Origin of the sequence: Lacrimispora indolis DSM 755, from assembly GCF_000526995.1 — a bacterium.
In the GTDB taxonomy this organism is placed as follows: domain Bacteria; phylum Bacillota; class Clostridia; order Lachnospirales; family Lachnospiraceae; genus Lacrimispora; species Lacrimispora indolis.
This window is the reverse complement of record NZ_AZUI01000001.1, coordinates 605,165-623,669: the sequence shown is the minus strand read 5'-3', so window position 1 is coordinate 623,669 and position 18,505 is coordinate 605,165. Positions and strand designations below refer to the sequence as shown.

General features: G+C 44.9%; 16 protein-coding genes. 9 read left to right on the top strand and 7 right to left on the bottom strand.

All coding sequences use genetic code 11. The annotated features are described in order from the left end of the window. Window positions 1–5: 5 nt before the first annotated feature. The 9 genes from K401_RS0102955 to K401_RS0102910 all read left to right on the top strand — a co-directional run bounded on the left by K401_RS0102955 (window position 6) and on the right by K401_RS0102910 (window position 11,918). Window positions 6–641 (top strand): hypothetical protein, encoded by a 636-nt coding sequence (locus tag K401_RS0102955; RefSeq protein ID WP_024291575.1) that lies wholly within the window; start codon window positions 6–8, stop codon window positions 639–641. 78 nt (window positions 642–719) lie between these two features. Then, the gene (locus K401_RS0102950) at window positions 720–1,514 is read left to right on the top strand and encodes a GntR family transcriptional regulator (protein WP_024291574.1); all 795 of its coding nucleotides are present in this window, start codon (window positions 720–722) and stop codon (window positions 1,512–1,514) included. A 447-nt stretch (window positions 1,515–1,961) separates the two neighbouring features. Then, a complete protein-coding gene (locus K401_RS0102945) occupies window positions 1,962–3,347 on the top strand; it encodes a TrpB-like pyridoxal phosphate-dependent enzyme (RefSeq protein WP_024291573.1) in 1,386 nt (461 codons plus the stop codon). Between the two features lie 226 nt (window positions 3,348–3,573). Next, complete coding sequence (locus K401_RS0102935; protein ID WP_024291572.1) at window positions 3,574–4,398, top strand: YdcF family protein; 825 nt, start codon at window positions 3,574–3,576, stop codon at window positions 4,396–4,398. A gap of 186 nt (window positions 4,399–4,584) precedes the next feature. Beyond that, window positions 4,585–7,509: an insulinase family protein gene (locus K401_RS0102930; protein WP_024291571.1), complete on the top strand. Its 2,925-nt coding sequence runs from the start codon at window positions 4,585–4,587 to the stop codon at window positions 7,507–7,509. A 119-nt stretch (window positions 7,510–7,628) separates the two neighbouring features. Beyond that, window positions 7,629–8,534: a GTPase Era gene (era, locus tag K401_RS0102925; RefSeq protein ID WP_024291570.1), complete on the top strand. Its 906-nt coding sequence runs from the start codon at window positions 7,629–7,631 to the stop codon at window positions 8,532–8,534. Between the two features lie 15 nt (window positions 8,535–8,549). Continuing rightward, window positions 8,550–9,215: a DNA repair protein RecO gene (recO, locus tag K401_RS0102920; protein ID WP_024291569.1), complete on the top strand. Its 666-nt coding sequence runs from the start codon at window positions 8,550–8,552 to the stop codon at window positions 9,213–9,215. Between the two features lie 673 nt (window positions 9,216–9,888). Next, a complete protein-coding gene (locus K401_RS0102915; RefSeq protein WP_024291568.1) occupies window positions 9,889–10,515 on the top strand; it encodes a hypothetical protein in 627 nt (208 codons plus the stop codon). 14 nt (window positions 10,516–10,529) lie between these two features. After that, window positions 10,530–11,918 carry a glycine--tRNA ligase gene (locus tag K401_RS0102910; RefSeq protein ID WP_024291567.1) on the top strand — a complete coding sequence of 463 codons (1,389 nt, stop codon included), beginning with the start codon at window positions 10,530–10,532 and terminating at the stop codon, window positions 11,916–11,918. Between the two features lie 105 nt (window positions 11,919–12,023). Here K401_RS0102910 and K401_RS0102905 read toward each other — a convergent pair whose 3' ends face one another. From K401_RS0102905 to K401_RS0102875, 7 genes are all read right to left on the bottom strand, one after another. Continuing rightward, complete coding sequence (locus tag K401_RS0102905) at window positions 12,024–12,494, bottom strand: cupin domain-containing protein (RefSeq protein WP_024291566.1); 471 nt, start codon at window positions 12,492–12,494, stop codon at window positions 12,024–12,026. Window positions 12,495–12,669: 175 nt separating this feature from the next. Then, window positions 12,670–13,458: a DUF4097 family beta strand repeat-containing protein gene (locus K401_RS0102900; protein WP_024291565.1), complete on the bottom strand. Its 789-nt coding sequence runs from the start codon at window positions 13,456–13,458 to the stop codon at window positions 12,670–12,672. A 22-nt stretch (window positions 13,459–13,480) separates the two neighbouring features. After that, window positions 13,481–14,095, bottom strand: coding sequence for a TetR/AcrR family transcriptional regulator (locus K401_RS31685; RefSeq protein ID WP_024291564.1), 615 nt, complete (start codon window positions 14,093–14,095; stop codon window positions 13,481–13,483). A gap of 258 nt (window positions 14,096–14,353) precedes the next feature. Further along, the gene (locus tag K401_RS0102890) at window positions 14,354–14,695 is read right to left on the bottom strand and encodes a plasmid mobilization protein (protein WP_024291563.1); all 342 of its coding nucleotides are present in this window, start codon (window positions 14,693–14,695) and stop codon (window positions 14,354–14,356) included. 200 nt (window positions 14,696–14,895) lie between these two features. Further along, the gene (locus tag K401_RS0102885; RefSeq protein ID WP_024291562.1) at window positions 14,896–15,849 is read right to left on the bottom strand and encodes an ABC transporter permease; all 954 of its coding nucleotides are present in this window, start codon (window positions 15,847–15,849) and stop codon (window positions 14,896–14,898) included. After that, the gene (locus K401_RS0102880) at window positions 15,846–16,955 is read right to left on the bottom strand and encodes an ABC transporter permease (protein WP_024291561.1); all 1,110 of its coding nucleotides are present in this window, start codon (window positions 16,953–16,955) and stop codon (window positions 15,846–15,848) included. Before K401_RS0102880 ends, K401_RS0102885 begins: the two co-directional genes overlap by 4 nt. Next, on the bottom strand, window positions 16,952–18,487 hold the full coding sequence (locus K401_RS0102875; RefSeq protein ID WP_024291560.1) for an ABC transporter ATP-binding protein: 1,536 nt from the start codon (window positions 18,485–18,487) through the stop codon (window positions 16,952–16,954). Before K401_RS0102875 ends, K401_RS0102880 begins: the two co-directional genes overlap by 4 nt. Window positions 18,488–18,505: the final 18 nt, after the last annotated feature.

Genomic DNA, 18,505 nt, shown 5'->3' with positions numbered 1-18,505 from the left:
AGTGTATGCGGGAGCTTATAGAAAAAATTGCTGCTGTCCATGATGTAAAATGGTATAGCCGTGTGCTAAAAAATCAACCGGCTTCCTGTGAACTGTCAAAAGAGGAAGAACGGGAAATTCTGTTTTACTCCATGGAAACGGCAGAAAAATATGCGTCACAGTTAAAGAAGGACTATGGGGCCGTTTCCGGCGCTTCTCTTGCCGGTACACTGGGTTTAACCATAAAAAGAACAAAAGAAGAACTTAGAAAACCATTTTTATATATGGGAATATATGAACCGGAAGAAGGTACTGTCATTTTAAATGACAGTACCTTAAACGCAATAAAAGGTTTTATAAAAGAATACGGTTTAACGGAAATAATCCGGGAGGAAGCACTGGAAGAAATCGTTCTGTTCCATGAAATTTTCCACTGTATTGAAGAAAATACGCCGGGAATCTATACCCGCAGCAAAATGTTAAAAAGGCCGGTATGGAATCTGTTTCCTAAGTCCAGAGGCCTTGACGGGGCAGGAGAGGTGGGAGCCATTCATTTTTCCAAAATAATGAGTGGGCTATCCTATTCTCCCTGCCTGTATGAAATGTGTTTATTGATTAAGACGGGTGTTTGCTCTATTGATTTTTTCTCCTCTATCCTATAAAATGGAATATGATTATTTTATTGTTGGAAAATGGCGATTATTAAAAAAATATGGTCAATTATAAAAGGAGGTTCAAAGTTGGAAGTATATAATGGAGCCATATCGTCTTCCGCTGACGGCCAGGAGGAGGCTTCCCGTCAGGGGGAAAGCACAGATAACAATGCGTACCAGCTTCTCCGTGAAAAAATCCTGGATCTTCATTTAAGACCGGGGATCAACTTAAGTATCAGGGATATTTGTGATTTATTAAACATTGGGCGCACTCCGGTCAGAGATGCGCTCATCAGGCTTGAACAGGAAGATCTGGTGACTCTTCTCCCACAGAGAGGAACAAGGGTGTCCAAGATAGATTTAGATAGAGTGGAACAGGAACGTTTTTTAAGGCTTGCCGTAGAAGAAGAGGTTATGAAGCTGTTTATGGCATGCCATACTCCTACGGATTTGTTGGAATTACAGAACAACCTGATGGAACAGAAAGCCTTTACTGAGACAGGCAATGGTGATGTAAGGAAGTTCCTGCATATGGATGATGAGTTTCATAAGATATTTTACCGGGTAACAGACCGCCTTTTCAGCTTTCAGACCATCAATAATGTTGGAGGCCATTTCAGGAGAATACGGCTTCTAAGCTGCCGGGAAATGCAGAGTGTAAAAGAAATTGTTGCACAGCATGAAGAAATCATACTCGCTCTCCAGACAAGAGATACCAAGGCAATGCTGTACGTGCTGCAAAAGCACCTCTTTAAATTGGACAGGGACAAAAAAGACTTAATTAAAAAGTATCCCAGTTTGTTTAAGCGCAACATCAATGAAGATTACGTGAATATTCCATGGACAGATGATTTCTTTGAAACATTTCAGTCCTTTATGTAGGGAGGACTTGAATCCGGTAAAACTCAAGTATAAATGATTGACAAATAACAATTCCCGTGGTAGAGTTTTTTTAAACCTATGAGGAAGAGCAAGTACCGTTGTACTTACCACACAGAGAGCCGCAGGCGGTGGGATTGCGGCAGGGAAAGGCAATTGGGAATGGGCTTCTGAGGGCGAACTGAATGGTAAGTAGGTAAGCCGGAGAGTAAACTCCGTTATAAAAGTCAGCATATGTCAGTATGCGTGAGAGGATGCGCCAGATGCATCAAGCCGGGTGGCACCGCAGGAGTTATGACGATTCATACTCTTGTCCCTGCAATAATTTATTGTGTGGGATAAGAGTTTTTTTATTGTAAAAATCTACTTATCCCGGAAAGAAGAAACACCCTACGGGTATACCTTTATGCCCATAAATCGTGGGCGGGAAAGAAGAAAGGAGATTTTTGCATGAGTGAAAACAAGATTCCCTACAAAATTTATCTGGAAGAAAGCGAGATGCCAAAGGAGTGGTACAATGTTCGTGCCGATATGAAGAATAAGCCGGCCCCTCTTTTAAATCCCGGAACCTTACAGCCAATGTCAGAGGAAGAACTTGGAACTGTATTTTGTAAAGAACTGGTAAAACAGGAGCTGGATAATGATAATCGTTTTATAGAAATTCCGGAAAAAATCCGTGACTTTTATAAAATGTACCGTCCGGCACCGTTAGTAAGAGCATACTGCCTGGAAGAGAAGCTTCAGACTCCGGCTAAAATTTATTACAAATTTGAAGGAAATAATACAAGCGGAAGCCATAAGCTGAATTCCGCTATTGCACAGGCTTATTACGCAAAGGAACAGGGGTTAAAGGGAGTGACCACTGAGACCGGGGCAGGGCAGTGGGGAACGGCTCTTTCCATGGCATGCTCTTATCTGGAACTGGATTGCAAGGTGTATATGGTGAAGTGTTCTTATGAACAAAAGCCCTTCCGCAGAGAAGTAATGCGCACCTATGGGGCAAGCGTGACTCCGTCCCCGTCTGAGACAACAGAGATAGGAAGAAAGATCCTGGCTGATCATCCCGGGACCACAGGAAGTCTGGGATGTGCCATTTCTGAGGCGGTGGAAGTGGCAACCCATACAGATGGGTACCGGTATGTGCTGGGAAGCGTTTTAAACCAGGTGCTGCTTCATCAGTCAGTGATTGGAGTGGAAGCCAAGATTGCCATGGATAAATACGGAATCAAGCCTGATATTATCATCGGATGTGCGGGCGGCGGCTCCAATCTGGGAGGATTGATATCTCCGTTTATGGGTGAAAAACTCAGGGGCGAAGCAGATTACCGGTTTATTGCCGTAGAACCTGCATCCTGCCCAAGCCTGACACGAGGCGTTTTTGCTTATGATTTTTGCGATACCGGAATGGTATGTCCGCTGGCTAAAATGTATACCCTCGGAAGTGGATTTATCCCATCAGCAAACCATGCGGGTGGCCTGCGGTATCATGGGATGAGTTCCACATTGTCACAGCTTTATCATGACGGATACATGGAAGCTCGCTCAGTAGAACAGACAGCTGTATTTGAGGCAGCGGAACAGTTTGCGAGAGTAGAAGGAATCCTTCCGGCCCCGGAAAGCAGTCATGCGATTAAGGCGGCGATTGACGAGGCTTTAAAGTGCAAAGAGACAGGAGAAGAAAAGACCATCCTCTTTGGCCTTACCGGCACAGGATATTTTGATATGTTGGCATATGAGAAGTTCCATGACGGAGTGATGACAGACTATATCCCCGCCGATGATGATCTGAAGGTCGGATTTGACGGAATTCCAAGATTCCCGGGTAATATGGAATAGAAACACCTTTTATGAGGAACAAGGGCGGCTTGCAAAAGAAAACAGGTACTGGTTTTCTTCTGCAAGCCGCCTTTTCTGCTTCATTATAAGAGTATCAGGTGCATCCATACCTGATTTTCCTATAATTTCAGTGACAGTTGTAGAAATTCCTATATTGTGGTATGCTATAAAAGAATTATGCCCAGAATTTACCTGATTTTAAAACGTGTAGAATGGAGGCTGGCATATGGCGTTAATATTTTGGCTGATAGCCGTTTCCTGCATTATTTATTATGTTGTGATCATTCTTTATTCAGGTCTGACCACATCTCTTTCTTTTATATGGCTTGTATTTGCTGGCATATGCATATTGCTGCCGGTGGGTTGGGAGACTTATGCGAAGCATAAGGATAAGGTTCCCTTATGGATTCCGGTGTCGGTGATTACCATGTGCTGTACGGGAATTCTGGTATTTCTGGTGGTGGAGATCCTGGTGTTTACGGGAGTTGCTGCCAGGGATGCTTCCAATCTGGACTATGTCATTGTGCTGGGAGCCAGGGTAAAGGAAACAGGAATCAGCAAATCCTTAAAGAATCGGCTGGATCAAGCCATGGAGTACTTGGATGACAATCCGTCCACGATTTTGGTGCTGTCCGGCGGCCAGGGTGATGATGAGCCTGTCAGCGAAGCAGCAGCCATGCGGGATTATCTGGTCTTTAACGGAGTGAGAGAGGAACAGCTGATCTTGGAGACCCGTTCCACCAGCACGGTTGAGAATATTGCATACAGCCGTGTGGCCATTGAAGAGGACCAGGCGGAAAGGAAAGCACGCCGGCAAGATCAGCCGATTTTCATGGAGCCGGGAACCTTTGAGGAGGTGCCGGATAAGCCCATTAAAATTGGTGTCCTCACCAGTGATTTTCATGTGTTCCGCGCGCTTCAGATTGGAAAAAAGTGGGGAATACCGGATATCTATGGCATATCCTGTGAATCAGACCCCATTCTTTTCGTACACTTTTGCATCAGAGAGTGCGCAGCCATATTAAAAGACAAATTAGTGGGCAACATGTAATTACACGAATGCAATGAGCAGTGCGAAACAGGACAGGAGAAAAGTTACGTTGTGTCCGCACATAAAAAACTCTTTTCATGGCCTGTTTCATAGGGCGAATGCCCGTGGGCAAGGGAATCTTACAGATTCCCTTGCTGCGCTGCTGACTTACGTATAATATGAACATGCAGGAGGAAATAACAAGGAATGAATCAATTTAAAAACCTTGCAGCCTATGAGGTTGTGGAAGAAAAAGTAATTAAGGAGATCAACGCATCGGGATGCGTGCTCCGCCATAAAAAAAGCGGGGCCAGAGTCTTTTGTGTGTCCTGCGATGATGAGAATAAGGTATTTTCCATCGGATTCCGTACCCCGCCGTCTGACAGCACAGGAGTTGCCCATATTCTGGAGCACAGTGTGCTCTGCGGTTCCGATCAGTTTCCTGTGAAAGATCCGTTTGTGGAGCTGGTGAAAGGCTCTCTTAACACCTTCTTAAATGCGATGACCTATCCCGATAAAACGGTATACCCGGTAGCGAGCTGCAATGACAAAGATTTTCAGAATTTGATGAACGTGTATCTGGATGCAGTATTTCATCCCAATATTTATAAAGAACCAAAGATTTTCATGCAGGAAGGCTGGCATTATGAGCTGGAAAGCCTGGAATCTGATCTGATTTACAATGGAGTGGTATATAATGAGATGAAGGGAGCATTTTCTTCTCCGGAAGAAGTGCTGGACCGTTACACCAGGAAAACTCTTTTCCCGGATAACTGCTATGGCCAGGAATCAGGGGGAGATCCTGCCTTTATTCCGGACTTAACCTATGAAGACTTCCTGGCTTTTCATCAGAGATATTATCATCCCTCCAACAGCTATATTTATCTTTACGGAGATATGGATATGGCAGAAAAGCTTGAATGGATCGATGAGAAATACTTAAGTCATTACGATGAAATAACCATTGATTCCAGGATTCCAAGGCAGAAGCCATTTTTAAAACCAGTGGAAGGGGAGACTTTCTACTCCATCACCGAAGGGGAATCCGAAGAAAATGCTACCTATCTTTCCATCAGCACGGCAGTTGGTACGGGGCTGGATCCCAGGCTTTATATAGCCTTTCAGATCCTGGAATACACCCTTTTGGATGCTCCTGGGGCGCCCTTAAAGCAGGCCTTAATTGACGCCGGGATCGGCCAGGATATTTTAGGCGGATATGAAAACGGCATTCTTCAGCCCTATTTCTCCGTTATTGCAAAAAATGCAAATAAGGAACAGAGAGGGGAATTCCTGGCTGTTGTAAAAGGGACTTTAAGAAAGCTTGCTGATGAGGGGATCAATAAAAAGAGCTTGAAGGCCGGAATGAACTACTATGAATTCCGCTATCGTGAGGCGGATTACGGTTCAGCGCCAAAGGGCCTGATGTATGGTCTTCAATGCATGGACAGCTGGCTTTATGACGGGGATCCCATGATGCACTTAGAATATCAGAATACCTTTGCCTATTTAAAGAAAGTGGTGGAGGACGGATATTTTGAACAGCTCATCAGGGAATATCTTCTGGATAATCCTTTTGAAGCCTTCTTAAGCGTGAGTCCCAAAAAGAACTTAACGGCAATGGAAGAGGAGAAGGTGGCGAAAAAGCTGGCTGTTTACAAAGCTTCTCTCTCAGAGGAAGAGCTTCTTAGGCTGACGGAAGAGACAAGAGCCTTAAGGGAATACCAGGAAACTCCATCTTCCCAGGAGGTGCTGGAACTGATACCCATGCTTCGGAGAGAGGATATCACCAGAGAGCCGGAGGAGATCATATGGGAGGAAAAGTCGGCCCATGGCGTCAAGGTCATCCATCATGAGATGTTTACATCCGGAATCGGGTATTTAAAAGTGATGTTTGATACCTCCGCAGTTCCTGTGGAGGACCTGCCTTATGTGGGATTTTTGAAATCCCTGCTGGGTTATGTGAATACGGAAAATTTCACCTACGGAGATCTGACCAGTGAGATCCATTTAAACAGCGGCGGCGTCAGCTTCAGCGTGACCTCTTACCCTGATTTAAGGAATAAGGGAGAGTTTAAAGGATTTTTCATGGCAAGCGCCAGGGTGCTTTATGAGAAACTGGATTTTGGCTTCTCCATACTCGGTGAGATCCTGACCCGTTCTATTTTGGATGATGAAAAGCGGGTAGGAGAGATAATCAGTGAGACCAGGTCAAGGGCCAGAATGAAGCTGGAAGGTTCCTGCCATTCGGCTGCAGTTGCCAGGGCAACTTCCTATTTTTCCGCCACCTCTTATTTTAACGATCTGACCGGCGGGATCGGGTATTATGAATTTTTAGAGAATCTGGAAAAGGAATATCCTTCCCATAAAAAGGAGATCATTGCCCGTTTAAAAGCGGTGATGGATAAGATTTTTACCGTGAAAAACATGCTGGTCAGCTATACGGCCGATGAAGAAGGATATAAACTGCTTCCCAATGCTTTGGAAAAGCTTACCGCATTACTGCCTGAAGGAGAAGGAACCCGCTATCCCTTTGTTTTTTTTCCAGGAAACAGAAACGAAGGCTTCTGCACGGCTTCCCAGGTCAATTATGTGGCAAGATGCGGGACCTTTGCAGGCAGCGGACAGGAATATACCGGGGTTCTTAAAATATTAAAGGTCATTTTAAGCTATGATTACCTGTGGATCAATCTAAGGGTCAAGGGCGGTGCCTATGGCTGTATGAGCGGATTCGGCCGTTCAGGAGAAGGGTACTTTACCTCTTACCGGGATCCTAATGTAGTTGAAACAAACCGGATCTATGACGGAATTGTGGATTATTTAAAGAACTTCCAGGCAACAGACCGGGATATGACAAAATACGTGATCGGCACTGTCAGCGACATGGATGTGCCATATCCTCCATCCACCAGGGGAAACCGGGGCCTTTCCGCCTATTTATCCGGTGTGGACCGGGAAATGATGGGAAAAGAGCGGGAAGAGGTATTAAATGCCAGTCAGGAAGATATCAGAAGCCTGGCGCCTCTTGTAAAAGCCGTTCTGGATACGGGAAGTCTCTGCGTCATTGGCAATGAAGACAAAATCGGTGCGGATAAAGAGCTATTTGGAGAAACCAAGAACCTGTTCCACTCATAATACAAGGCCTTACAGATATACCTTTATGTCCAGAAACCAAGGACATGAAAGAGGAACGCCTTACAGGCATACCTTTATGTCCAGAAGTCATGGACATGAAAGAGGAAAGGAAAACTCACATGGAAAACAATTATAAATCAGGCTTTGTAACCCTGATCGGGCGTCCCAACGTTGGAAAATCTACCTTGATGAACCATCTCATCGGCCAGAAGATCGCTATCACTTCCGATAAGCCCCAGACCACCAGGAACAGGATCCAGACCGTGTATACGGATGAAAGGGGACAGATCATTTTCCTTGATACTCCCGGGATCCATAAGGCAAAGAACAAGCTGGGGGAATATATGGTAAGCGTTGCAGAGCGCACCTTAAGGGAAGTGGATGTGGTACTCTGGCTGGTTGAACCCACCACCTATATCGGTGCTGGGGAACAGCATATTGCAGAGCAGTTAAACCAGGTCAAAACTCCTGTGATTCTGGCTATCAATAAAATTGATACCCTGAAAAATCAGGAGGATATCCTGACCTTTATAAACGCTTATAAAGATGTGTGCCAATTTGCTGAAATTGTCCCTGTTTCTGCTTTAAAGGAGAAAAATACGGATCTCATGCTGGAACTCATCTATAAGTATCTTCCAAGCGGACCTCAGTATTACGATGAGGATACGGTAACAGACCAGCCCATGCGCCAGATATCAGCGGAGCTTATCAGGGAAAAGGCCCTTCGTCTTTTAAATGACGAGATTCCCCATGGGATCGCTGTGACCATTGAGAAGATGAAAGAGCGGAATAACGGCATCATGGATATTGAAGCAGACATTATCTGCGAGAGGGATTCCCATAAGGGGATCATCATTGGAAAAGGCGGTTCCATGCTCAAAAAGATCGGAAGTGCTGCCCGCAGGGAAATTGAAGATCTGATGGATACAAAAGTAAATTTACAGCTTTGGGTAAAGGTCAGGAAGGAATGGCGTGACAGCGAGCTGTATATGAAGAATTATGGATACAATGAAAAAGACATTTAAAAGTGGTGGTAGGAATTGAGGGAAGTTGAAACCATGATGGGGATGGTGATCCGAATGTCCCCGGTTGGAGAAATGGATAGGCGCCTTGTGATACTCACAAGGGAAAGAGGGAAAATTACCGCATTTGCCAGAGGTGCCAGAAGGCCGGGGAATTCCCTTATGGCGGTAAGCCGCCCCTTTGCCTTCGGGCAGTTTTCCCTGTATGAAGGCAGAGATTCCTATACTCTTCGGTCGGCAGAGATCAGCAATTATTTTGAAGCGCTGGCCCTGGATATGGAAGGAACCTGTTATGGTTCATATTTTCTGGAGCTGGCAGATTATTACGCCCGGGAGAACATGGATGGAACAGGGCTTTTAAAGCTTTTATACCAGTCCATACGGGCTCTTTTAAAGCCGGCTTTGAAAAATGAGCTGGTCCAGAGGGTCTTTGAGCTGAAAGCCATGGTGCTGAACGGGGAATATACGGAAAAACCTCCCCACTCCGTCAGTGACTCGGCGGTCTATGCATGGGAATACGTAATCGCCTCCCCGGCAGAACACCTTTATACCTTCACCCTGACGGACCCGGTTCTGGAAGAATTCGGCCGCTGCGTAGAAATCAACAAAAAGCGCTACGTAGACCGGGAATTCCACTCCCTTGAGATTTTAAAAACCATGACAGGCGGGAAACTATTGAAATGAGGGGGGGCATTTGGTATAATGTTCAAGAATGCTATGAGCAGTGCGAATCAGGTTACGGAAAAGTTTTCGTTGTGCTCGCACATAAGAAAACTTTTCCGTAACCTGATTCATAGGGCGAATGCCCGTGAGCCAGTGAACACGCAGGGTTCACTGGCTGCACAGCGGACTCACTGGCTGCACAGCGGACTCACTGGCTGCACAGCGGACTCACTGGCTGCACAGCGGACTCACTGGCTGCACAGCGGACTCACTGGCTGCACAGCGGACTCACTGGCTGCACAGCGGACTCACTGGCTGCACAGCGGACTCACTGGCTGCACAGCGGACTCACTGGCTGCACAGCGGACTCACTGGCTGCACAGCGGACTCACTGGCTGCACAGCGGACTCACTGGCTGCACAGCGGACTCACTGGCTGCACAGCGGACTCACTGGCTTGCACAGCGGACTCACGGGCTGCACAGCGGACTCACTGGCTGCACAGCGGACTCACTGGCTGCACAGCGGACTCACTGGCTGCACAGCGGACTCACTGGCTGCACAGCGGACTCACGGCCCACACAACGGACTCACGGTCCACACAGCGGACTTCATGATCCATAGTAAGTTTCACCGGCCGCCCAGCAGGCTCATAGGCAACAGTACGGCGGATTTTCAAAGCAGGAGGGAAATGGATGAAAAAAAAGAAAGCGGTTCTGGCGGCTTTCCTGGCTGCCGGAATGCTGACAGGCTGCTTGGGCAGAAGCGGCGGAGGCGCCTTAAACGGGGAGAGCAGCAGAATCTATGTAACGCAGGAAGGAACATTTCAGACTGCGACAGTGGAAACCTATGCGGAACAGGATTATTATCGTGCGGATGAATTAAAGGCTTATCTGGAAGAAGCCGCTTTAAAATACAATGAAACTCACGGACAGGAAGCGGTGGCCCTGGATTCCTGTACTCTGGAAAAAGGGATTGCCACCATGGTATTCCGCTATGGGTCAGGAAATGACCTGGTGAGCTTTGTTTCCGAGTATGAGGATAAGGAAAATCAGGTAAATTCCATTGCTGTTACTACTTTGGGGGATGTATTAGGCCAGAGTGAATCAGAAGGAGTAGCCTTTGTAAAGGCCGACGGAAAACCGGCAGAAAAAAAGGCCTTATCCAGCAAAGGAGAATGCTTTGCAATCGTTGTGGAGGCAGACCAGCCGGTAACGGTACAGACTCAGGGTAAGCTTTTATTTGTCTCCAACAATGTAGTCATAAAGGATCGCTATACCGTTCAGACAGCGCAAGGAAAGAATTACATCATTTTTAAATAAGAGAGGTTAAGATCATGGAAAAGACAATGGAAAAGATTGTGGGACTTGCAAAATCAAGGGGATTTGTATATCCTGGCTCCGAAATTTACGGAGGCCTTGCCAACACCTGGGATTACGGCAACTTAGGCGTGGAACTGAAAAATAATGTAAAAAAAGCATGGTGGCAGAAATTTGTTCAGGAGAGTCCCTATAATGTGGGCGTTGACTGCGCTATTTTAATGAATTCCCAGACCTGGGTCGCTTCCGGGCATTTAGGCGGCTTTTCCGATCCTCTGATGGACTGTAAAGCATGTAAAGAGCGTTTCCGTGCGGATAAGCTGATTGAAGATTATATGGCTGAGAACAACATTACTATCGAAGGATCTGTGGATGCCTGGTCTCAGGAAGAGATGAAGAACTACATCGATGAGAAGAACATCTGCTGCCCAAGCTGCGGAAAGCATGATTTTACAGATATCCGTCAGTTTAACCTGATGTTTAAGACATTCCAGGGAGTTACAGAAGATGCCAAGAATACTGTATACTTAAGACCTGAGACAGCACAGGGTATTTTCGTAAACTTTAAAAACGTCCAGAGAACCTCCCGCAAGAAAATTCCATTTGGAATCGCACAGGTCGGCAAGTCCTTCCGTAACGAAATCACTCCTGGAAACTTCACCTTTCGCACCAGGGAGTTTGAGCAGATGGAGCTGGAATTTTTCTGTGAGCCGGATACGGATCTGGAATGGTTTGCATATTGGAAAGAATTCTGCATCAATTGGCTGAAGACTCTGGGAATCAAGGATGACGAGATGCGCGTCAGGGATCATGAGAAGGAAGAGCTTTCCTTCTACAGCAAGGCAACCTCTGATATTGAATTCCTGTTCCCATTCGGCTGGGGTGAGTTATGGGGAATTGCTGACAGAACAGATTACGACTTAACCCAGCACCAGAACACCTCCGGACAGGATCTGACATATTTTGACGACGAAAAGAAGGAGCGGTACATTCCTTATGTTGTGGAGCCGTCTCTTGGAGCTGACCGCGTAACCCTTGCATTCCTTTGCGCCGCATATGACGAGGAGGAAATCGCAGAAGGAGATGTGCGTACAGTGCTTCACTTCCATCCTGCCATAGCCCCTGTTAAGATCGGCGTGCTGCCTCTTTCCAAAAAGCTGAATGAAGGAGCAGAAAAGGTGTATGAAGAGCTCTGTAAATATTATAACTGTGAATTTGATGACAGAGGCAATATTGGAAAGCGCTACAGAAGACAGGATGAGATCGGTACCCCATTCTGTGTTACCTATGATTTTGATTCAGAAGAGGACTTTGCCGTGACTGTGCGTGACCGCGATACCATGGATCAGGTGAGAGTTCCTATTGCAGAGCTGAAAAGCTATTTTGAGGATAAGTTCCGTTTCTAGGATCATTGCTGCCCTATAACAGGCAGCGATCCATGGAATTTCTTAAAAAAGGTACAGGATGTGAGGCAGATTGCCTCATTCCTGCACCTTTTTATTTTTTCACAGCTATTCCTCTGCCACTGAATCGGATTGTTTCCAATGTACCGTTCCGGAAGAGTGTTCCGGAGGGGAATAGAGGGAATAAAGCTTTAATGGTTCGTCACCGGTATTTACGATATTGTGCCAGGTATTGGCGGGGATGAGGACGGCGCAGTTGTCATTCACGGGCTGCTGAAATGAAAAATTATAGGGGCTGTCTCCCATGAGCAGCAGCCCTTCTCCCTGTTCTACGCGGATGAACTGATCCTCCTCCGAATGATTTTCCATACCGATATCTCCGCCCACAGGGATGCTCATGAGAGTAAGCTGCATGTGGTTTCCGGTCCAGCGGGTCGTTCGGAAGGTGGGATTTCGGATCGTATCATGGACAATGTTCAGCACCAGGGGGGCTGGCCCGTAGTCGTTTATATCCCAGGTAAGATAAGTATTGTCCGATACGCAGTTAGACTGGCAGGTGTGGTATTTATATGGCATCATAGGCTCACTCTTTTCATGCATTGTAATGTATTATATGGTTTTGACTTTTCCAGGTGACAGATATTGGAGAGAAAGTATACAGATAACAGAGGATTTTTGTGGGAAGTCTTTTATGAAATACAGTAAATTGCATTTCCAAAACACGGTTTTATTTACTGTAAGCGGGGAGATCTATTTATGATTTAGTGCGCATTATTTTAACAGTGCCCGATTCAGATTCAAAATACAGTGTATTTGTCGAATCATCATCGCTTTCAATTTCAGATTTCACATTACGAGCTTTCCACGAAAGATTTAAGCCAATATCATTCTGAAACATATAGGTAACATCTCCAGAAGTGCTTTTTGAGGTGGCATTCAGTTGGCTGATATCGCTGCTAAAGTAAACGGTGCATTGACCGCTTTCAGAGCTGTTATTAAATTCCTTTGCAATGATGTTTTCTGCTTGGATTTCTCCAGATTTACTGCTTACCGATAACTCGTTAGATATAATATCTATTAATGATATTTTCCCCGAATGAGAACTTATTTCTATCTGTTCAGACTTTATACCTTGGACTTTTATAGCTCCGGATTTTGTGGCAAGTAAAAATCTATCAATATCGTCTTTATCCGAAAAAATAAGTATAACTTCTACTTTTACACTTCCTCCGATATTGGGTATAAAGTTTCCTTTTGGATGTTGTTCAATATTCAATACACCATTTTGTTCACCCACAGATATATTTTGAATATTATTCGCCCCACTTGCAGAAATACCAATAATAGTCTTGTTCTCATTTCCTTTCTCTACAATCATTTTTATTTCCGCATTTTCAAGACTGATATCATAAGAAATTATATCATTGAATTGATACTGGACAGATTTTTTTAAAAACACATTTGTTGTAACAAACAAGGCTAAAATGATAAACCCAATAATTGAGACTGCAATAACGACATTTTTAATTATTCTATTGTTCATAAAAATTTGATTCCTCCTAAAATTAATTTGTAGCGATTTTAATACTGTATGAGTAAGTTTCGATAATATGGTCAATCAATTTATCAAAATGCTCTTTATTATCACAATCGGTTTTCAATATTGTACAAATACTGTCAATCAGAGTTTGAGCAATAATATGAGCAAGTCTGTCATAGTAAGAGTTTTCATTAATCATATCCGCAATGGCATTTGAAAAAATGCTTTTAGTAACCATGTAAGACAAGAAAACCAATTCTTGTTTCACACATTGATAAGCGGAACCTGTTGATCCAGTAAAAAGTAAAGACATTTGTGGAGTAAAACTTTTTATTAAGTGAATGATGGTGCTTTCAACGCCATCAAAATATTCGATAGAAGGCCCATCTTCTGTGTCATCTCTTATCGAAAGTTTGTTTTTAATGATATTAATAGAATTTTGGTACTCTGAAAATGCAGGCTCAACTATAAATTCAAATAGCGCCTGCTTATTTGGATAGTAACGATAGATATTACCAATTGTCATGTTGGATGCTTTGGCAATGTTTCTCATGGATGCTTTTTCAAATCCCTGCTGTTGAAATTCATGTAACGCAGCTAGTATTAATGTATCCTTTATATCTTTTTTTAAAACTTGCATTAGTAATCACCTGTTCATTTTTGATCAAGGATATCACACGCTTGAATAAAAGTCAATAAAATCTTATAAGCTTTTTTCTTATTTTTGCTAAATGGCAAGCAGGGCAAGTGTACACACACTTGCCAATTTTGAGTATTTTCCCTTACGGTCAAATCTCAAAATTGCTTGTTAGGGTAGCCACCCCAAACCCGGCTTTTGTTGCGTCATTTCGCTGTCGCTCATTCCTTATTTGACTTCGGGCCAAGTTGGCCCGAAGTCCTAAAGTGCAACCAGCTTTGCAAGGTGTTCCAATAGTTTTGTATACTGTTTCCATAGTTCGTCATAGCCTTTTTGCAGTTCCGTAATTTCAGATTGATAGGCATTTGGGGCCGTTGCATACTTAGCAATTTGGGAAAGGTTATTTACACTTCGGCGTTGTAAGGATAGGAGTTCCTTTACAGGCGCAAGGTCAACATTTACGATATATCCATCAATCATCATCTTTCGGAGAAACGCACTCCGATTTTGACTGTTCACCTCTGCCATGCGTTTCCGTATGGCGGCTAATTCTTCATGTGTTACCATGATATGAAGCCGCAAATTGCGTTCTCTTTTCGGCATGATATTTGCCCTCCAATTCAAATATTTCTCTCTACTTATAAGGACACAAAACAAAAAAACAAGTATATCGTCCACAAAGAACGATACACTTGTTTTTGACATTTCACTTGGCAGACGCCCATTAACAGTTTAAGTTTTCATACTGTCTTATGACGGATTGCCTTATGGATTCTCTTTTTTGCGGCTGCCTTCCTTTGTTTCTACCTCTGTCCCTTATCGTAAGGAATACCCTCTGCCTTTGGAGCCTGAGAGTTTCTGGAGGTGAAGATCAGCACGATCAGTGTGATGATATAAGGCACCATCTTGTAGAAATAGCTTGGAATGCCTATTGCGTTTAAGAACGGGATTCCGGAATAAGCGGATGCAATAGCCTTCATCAGCCCGAAGAACAGAGAGGCAAGCATGATGTTCACCGGCTTCCACTGGCCAAAGATCAAAACGGCCAGAGCCAGGAATCCGTATCCGGCTACGTCTGCGTTAAAGTTGGTGGAGGTGGGAACCACAAATACCAGTCCGCCAAGTCCTCCAAGAGCACCGGAGATCAGAACGCCTGCATACTGCATGTGGTACACATTAATACCGGCGGAATCGGCTGCCTGTGGATGCTCGCCGCAGGCCTGAAGCCTTAAACCAAACCGGGTTTTATAAAGAACAACGGCTGAGAGCACAAAGATCGCAATGCCGATGTAAGTAGTGATATAAGCGTTCTGGAACAGGAGAGGGCCGAAGAACGGGATCTTTCCCAATACCGGAACAGATGAAATGCGGAAGGTGTTGCTGAACTGCACCTGCTGCACGTTCTGGATAACGCGGGCCACGAAAATGGCAAAGGCGGGAGCAAACATGTTTAATGCCGTACCGCTGATTACCTGATTGGACTTCATGTTAATGGAAGCGTAGGCGTGGAACAGGGAAAACACCATGCCAGTGGCCATGGAGATCAGCACTGCAATGATGAGCTGAAGCTGCCCGCTCATGGTGCTGCCTGTAAAATGGATGAACAGGACCCCGGTAAAGGCTCCCATGGTCATGATTCCTTCCAAAGCAATGTTGATGATACCGCTTCGTTCGGAGAACATGGCTCCTAAAGCTACGATCATGAGAGGAATCATGAAATACATGGTCTGCTGAAAAATGAAATAAACTACATTCATGATTTCGTTCCTCCTTCCTTGGCTTCTTCTGCTTTTGCACCTTTTTGCTTCTGGATCTTGGAAATAATGATTTTAACCATAAGAGCAAAGGCGCTGAAATAGATGATAACAGCAACGATGATATCGATGATTTCCGTTGAAAATTCCAGCAGCTGCAAGTAAAAACCACCGGCTGTCAAATAGGCGATAAAGATGCCGGAGAAAAGAACTCCAATGGGATTGCTTAAGCCCAGCAAAGCAACGGAAATACCTGTAAAGCCTTCTGATGCCAGTACGTCCTTGATTTCAATGTGCTTTCCGGTACCTGCCAGATACAAAAGTCCTCCTGCAAGACCGGCAATGGCTCCTGCGATCATCATGGACAGGATGATGCTCTTTTTTTCGTTGATGCCGGCGTATTTGCTGGCATCCCGGTTAAAGCCAACTGCCTTTAACTCATAACCAAAGGTGGTCTTGTTTAAAAGGATCCAGATCAGGATTACCGCAATGATTGCAATGAGGATTCCTCCGTTTACGCTGGAGCCTGGAAATATCTTATCAAGGCCCATTTTCGGAATATTGGCAGTTGCGGCCACATTCCGGGATTCATTGCGCAGGTTATTGAATAAGGGTTTATAGCTTTTTACGATCCAGTTTACCAGATACATGCCAATGTAGTTCATCATAATGGAGGCAATTACTTCATTGACGTTAAAATAAGCCTTCAAAAGTCCCGGAACCAGACCCCATACCGCACCCATAATAACGCTTGCAAGAAGGGCCGCCATCCAGTGGGCCGGTCCCAGAGAGGTCCAAAGGATCCCCACATAGACGGCGCCAAATCCGCCCATAATGAACTGGCCGGGAGTCCCGATGTTGAAAAGCCCTGTTTTAAAAGCAAATCCCACGGAAAGACCGGTCAGGATGATGGGCGTTGCATAATAAAATACCTGTCCCACACCCTTAGCTCCATGGGTAAATGCGCCTGTTAAAATTGTCGCAAATCCTGGAAGGGCCTGCTTGGGATTGCAGAGGAACAGAATGATCAGGCCTACGATTAATCCAAGCACAATGGCAAAGACAGAAGAGAGAATGCCTGTATGGTCTTTGATCTGTTTTGGTTTCATGACTTGCCACCTTCTTTCTTTGCGCCTGCCATATAAAGACCCAATTCCTGAACCGTGACGGCCTTGGGATCTAAGTCGGCTGCGATTCCGCCTTCAAATATGACCAGAATCCGGTCGCTTAAATTCATGACTTCATCTAATTCCAGAGATACCAGGAGGATAGCTGCTCCCGCATCTCTTTGCTTAACCAGCTGCCTGTGGATGTATTCAATGGCCCCTACGTCTAAGCCTCTGGTGGGCTGAACGGCCAGAAGAATATCCGGAGTTTTTGAGATTTCCCGTGCTACGATGGCTTTTTGCTGATTGCCCCCCGACATGCTGCGGGTAGTGGTAAAGGGACCTTCACTGCTTCTGATGTCATAATCCTGGATCAGCTTTTCCGCATATTCATAAATCTTGTCATTTTTTAAAAATGTGCCGCTTTGGAAATCCTTTTCAAAATACTGCTGAAGGACCAGGTTATAAGCCAGGTTATAATCCAGGACAAGGCCGTGCTTGTGCCGGTCTTCCGGTATATGGGATAATCCATGAGTGTTTTTGTAGCGAATGCTCTTTTTGGTCATGTCTTCCCCATTGATGGTAACGGTACCGGTGCTCATGTCGGAAATACCGGTGATGGCATGAATGAGCTCTGTCTGGCCGTTGCCGTCAATGCCGGCGATACAGACGATTTCGCCTCTTCTCACCTTAAAAGAAACATCATGCACCAGCTTCTTTGTCTGGCCTTCCCTTTTGGCTTCCACGGAAAGCTCTTTTACCTCCAGCACAACTTCTCCCGGCTTGGAAGGATTCTTTTCAACGGTTAAGTTTACCTTTCGGCCAACCATCATCTCGGACATTTCTTCAGGCGTTGTATCTGCCACATCTACCGTTCCAATATATTTACCGCGGCGCAGGACAGAACAGCGGTCCGCAACCGCCTTGATTTCATTGAGCTTATGGGTAATGAACAGGATGGATTTTCCTTCCTTTACCAGGTCTCTCATGATCTGCATCAGTTCATCAATTTCCTGGGGAGTAAGAACCGCAGTGGGTTCATCAAAAATCATGATTTCGTTGTCTCGATAAAGCATTTTTAAAATTTCAACCCTTTGCTGCATGCCCACGGTGATATCTGATATAACCGCATCAGGGTCCACGAACAATTTGTATTTCTCGCTTAAATCCATAACCTTTTTACGGGCGTCATCCATTTTTAGAAACCCGTGCTTTGTTGTTTCAATGCCCAGAACAATATTCTGGAGTACAGTAAAATTCTCTACCAGCTTAAAATGCTGGTGAACCATGCCAATACCCAAAGCATTGGCATCTAAAGGACCGGTGATTTTTTCGTCTTTGCCTCTTACCCTGATCACGCCTTTTTCCGGCTGGTACAGACCGAATAAGACGCTCATAAGCGTGGATTTCCCTGCACCGTTTTCTCCAAGCAGAGCGTGTATTTCGCCTTTCTTTAATTGAAGAGTGATGTCATCATTGGCGATGATACCAGGAAATTCTTTTGTGATGTGAAGCATCTCAATAATGTAATCCATAAAATCCCCCTTAATTCG

What these genes read in the sequence shown, in the direction of transcription:
- K401_RS0102880 (WP_024291561.1), bottom strand. Translation starts at nt 16,955, where the DNA reads ATGAAACCAAAACAGATCAAAGACCATACAGGCATTCTCTCTTCTGTC.
- K401_RS0102875 (WP_024291560.1), bottom strand. Translation starts at nt 18,487, where the DNA reads ATGGATTACATTATTGAGATGCTTCACATCACAAAAGAATTTCCTGGT.
- K401_RS0102910 (WP_024291567.1), top strand. Translation starts at nt 10,530, where the DNA reads ATGGAAAAGACAATGGAAAAGATTGTGGGACTTGCAAAATCAAGGGGA.
- K401_RS0102955 (WP_024291575.1), top strand. Translation starts at nt 6, where the DNA reads ATGCGGGAGCTTATAGAAAAAATTGCTGCTGTCCATGATGTAAAATGG.
- K401_RS0102930 (WP_024291571.1), top strand. Translation starts at nt 4,585, where the DNA reads ATGAATCAATTTAAAAACCTTGCAGCCTATGAGGTTGTGGAAGAAAAA.
- K401_RS31685 (WP_024291564.1), bottom strand. Translation starts at nt 14,095, where the DNA reads ATGCAAGTTTTAAAAAAAGATATAAAGGATACATTAATACTAGCTGCG.
- K401_RS0102900 (WP_024291565.1), bottom strand. Translation starts at nt 13,458, where the DNA reads ATGAACAATAGAATAATTAAAAATGTCGTTATTGCAGTCTCAATTATT.
- K401_RS0102945 (WP_024291573.1), top strand. Translation starts at nt 1,962, where the DNA reads ATGAGTGAAAACAAGATTCCCTACAAAATTTATCTGGAAGAAAGCGAG.
- K401_RS0102885 (WP_024291562.1), bottom strand. Translation starts at nt 15,849, where the DNA reads ATGAATGTAGTTTATTTCATTTTTCAGCAGACCATGTATTTCATGATT.
- K401_RS0102905 (WP_024291566.1), bottom strand. Translation starts at nt 12,494, where the DNA reads ATGATGCCATATAAATACCACACCTGCCAGTCTAACTGCGTATCGGAC.
- K401_RS0102915 (WP_024291568.1), top strand. Translation starts at nt 9,889, where the DNA reads ATGAAAAAAAAGAAAGCGGTTCTGGCGGCTTTCCTGGCTGCCGGAATG.
- K401_RS0102935 (WP_024291572.1), top strand. Translation starts at nt 3,574, where the DNA reads ATGGCGTTAATATTTTGGCTGATAGCCGTTTCCTGCATTATTTATTAT.
- K401_RS0102890 (WP_024291563.1), bottom strand. Translation starts at nt 14,695, where the DNA reads ATGCCGAAAAGAGAACGCAATTTGCGGCTTCATATCATGGTAACACAT.
- era (WP_024291570.1), top strand. Translation starts at nt 7,629, where the DNA reads ATGGAAAACAATTATAAATCAGGCTTTGTAACCCTGATCGGGCGTCCC.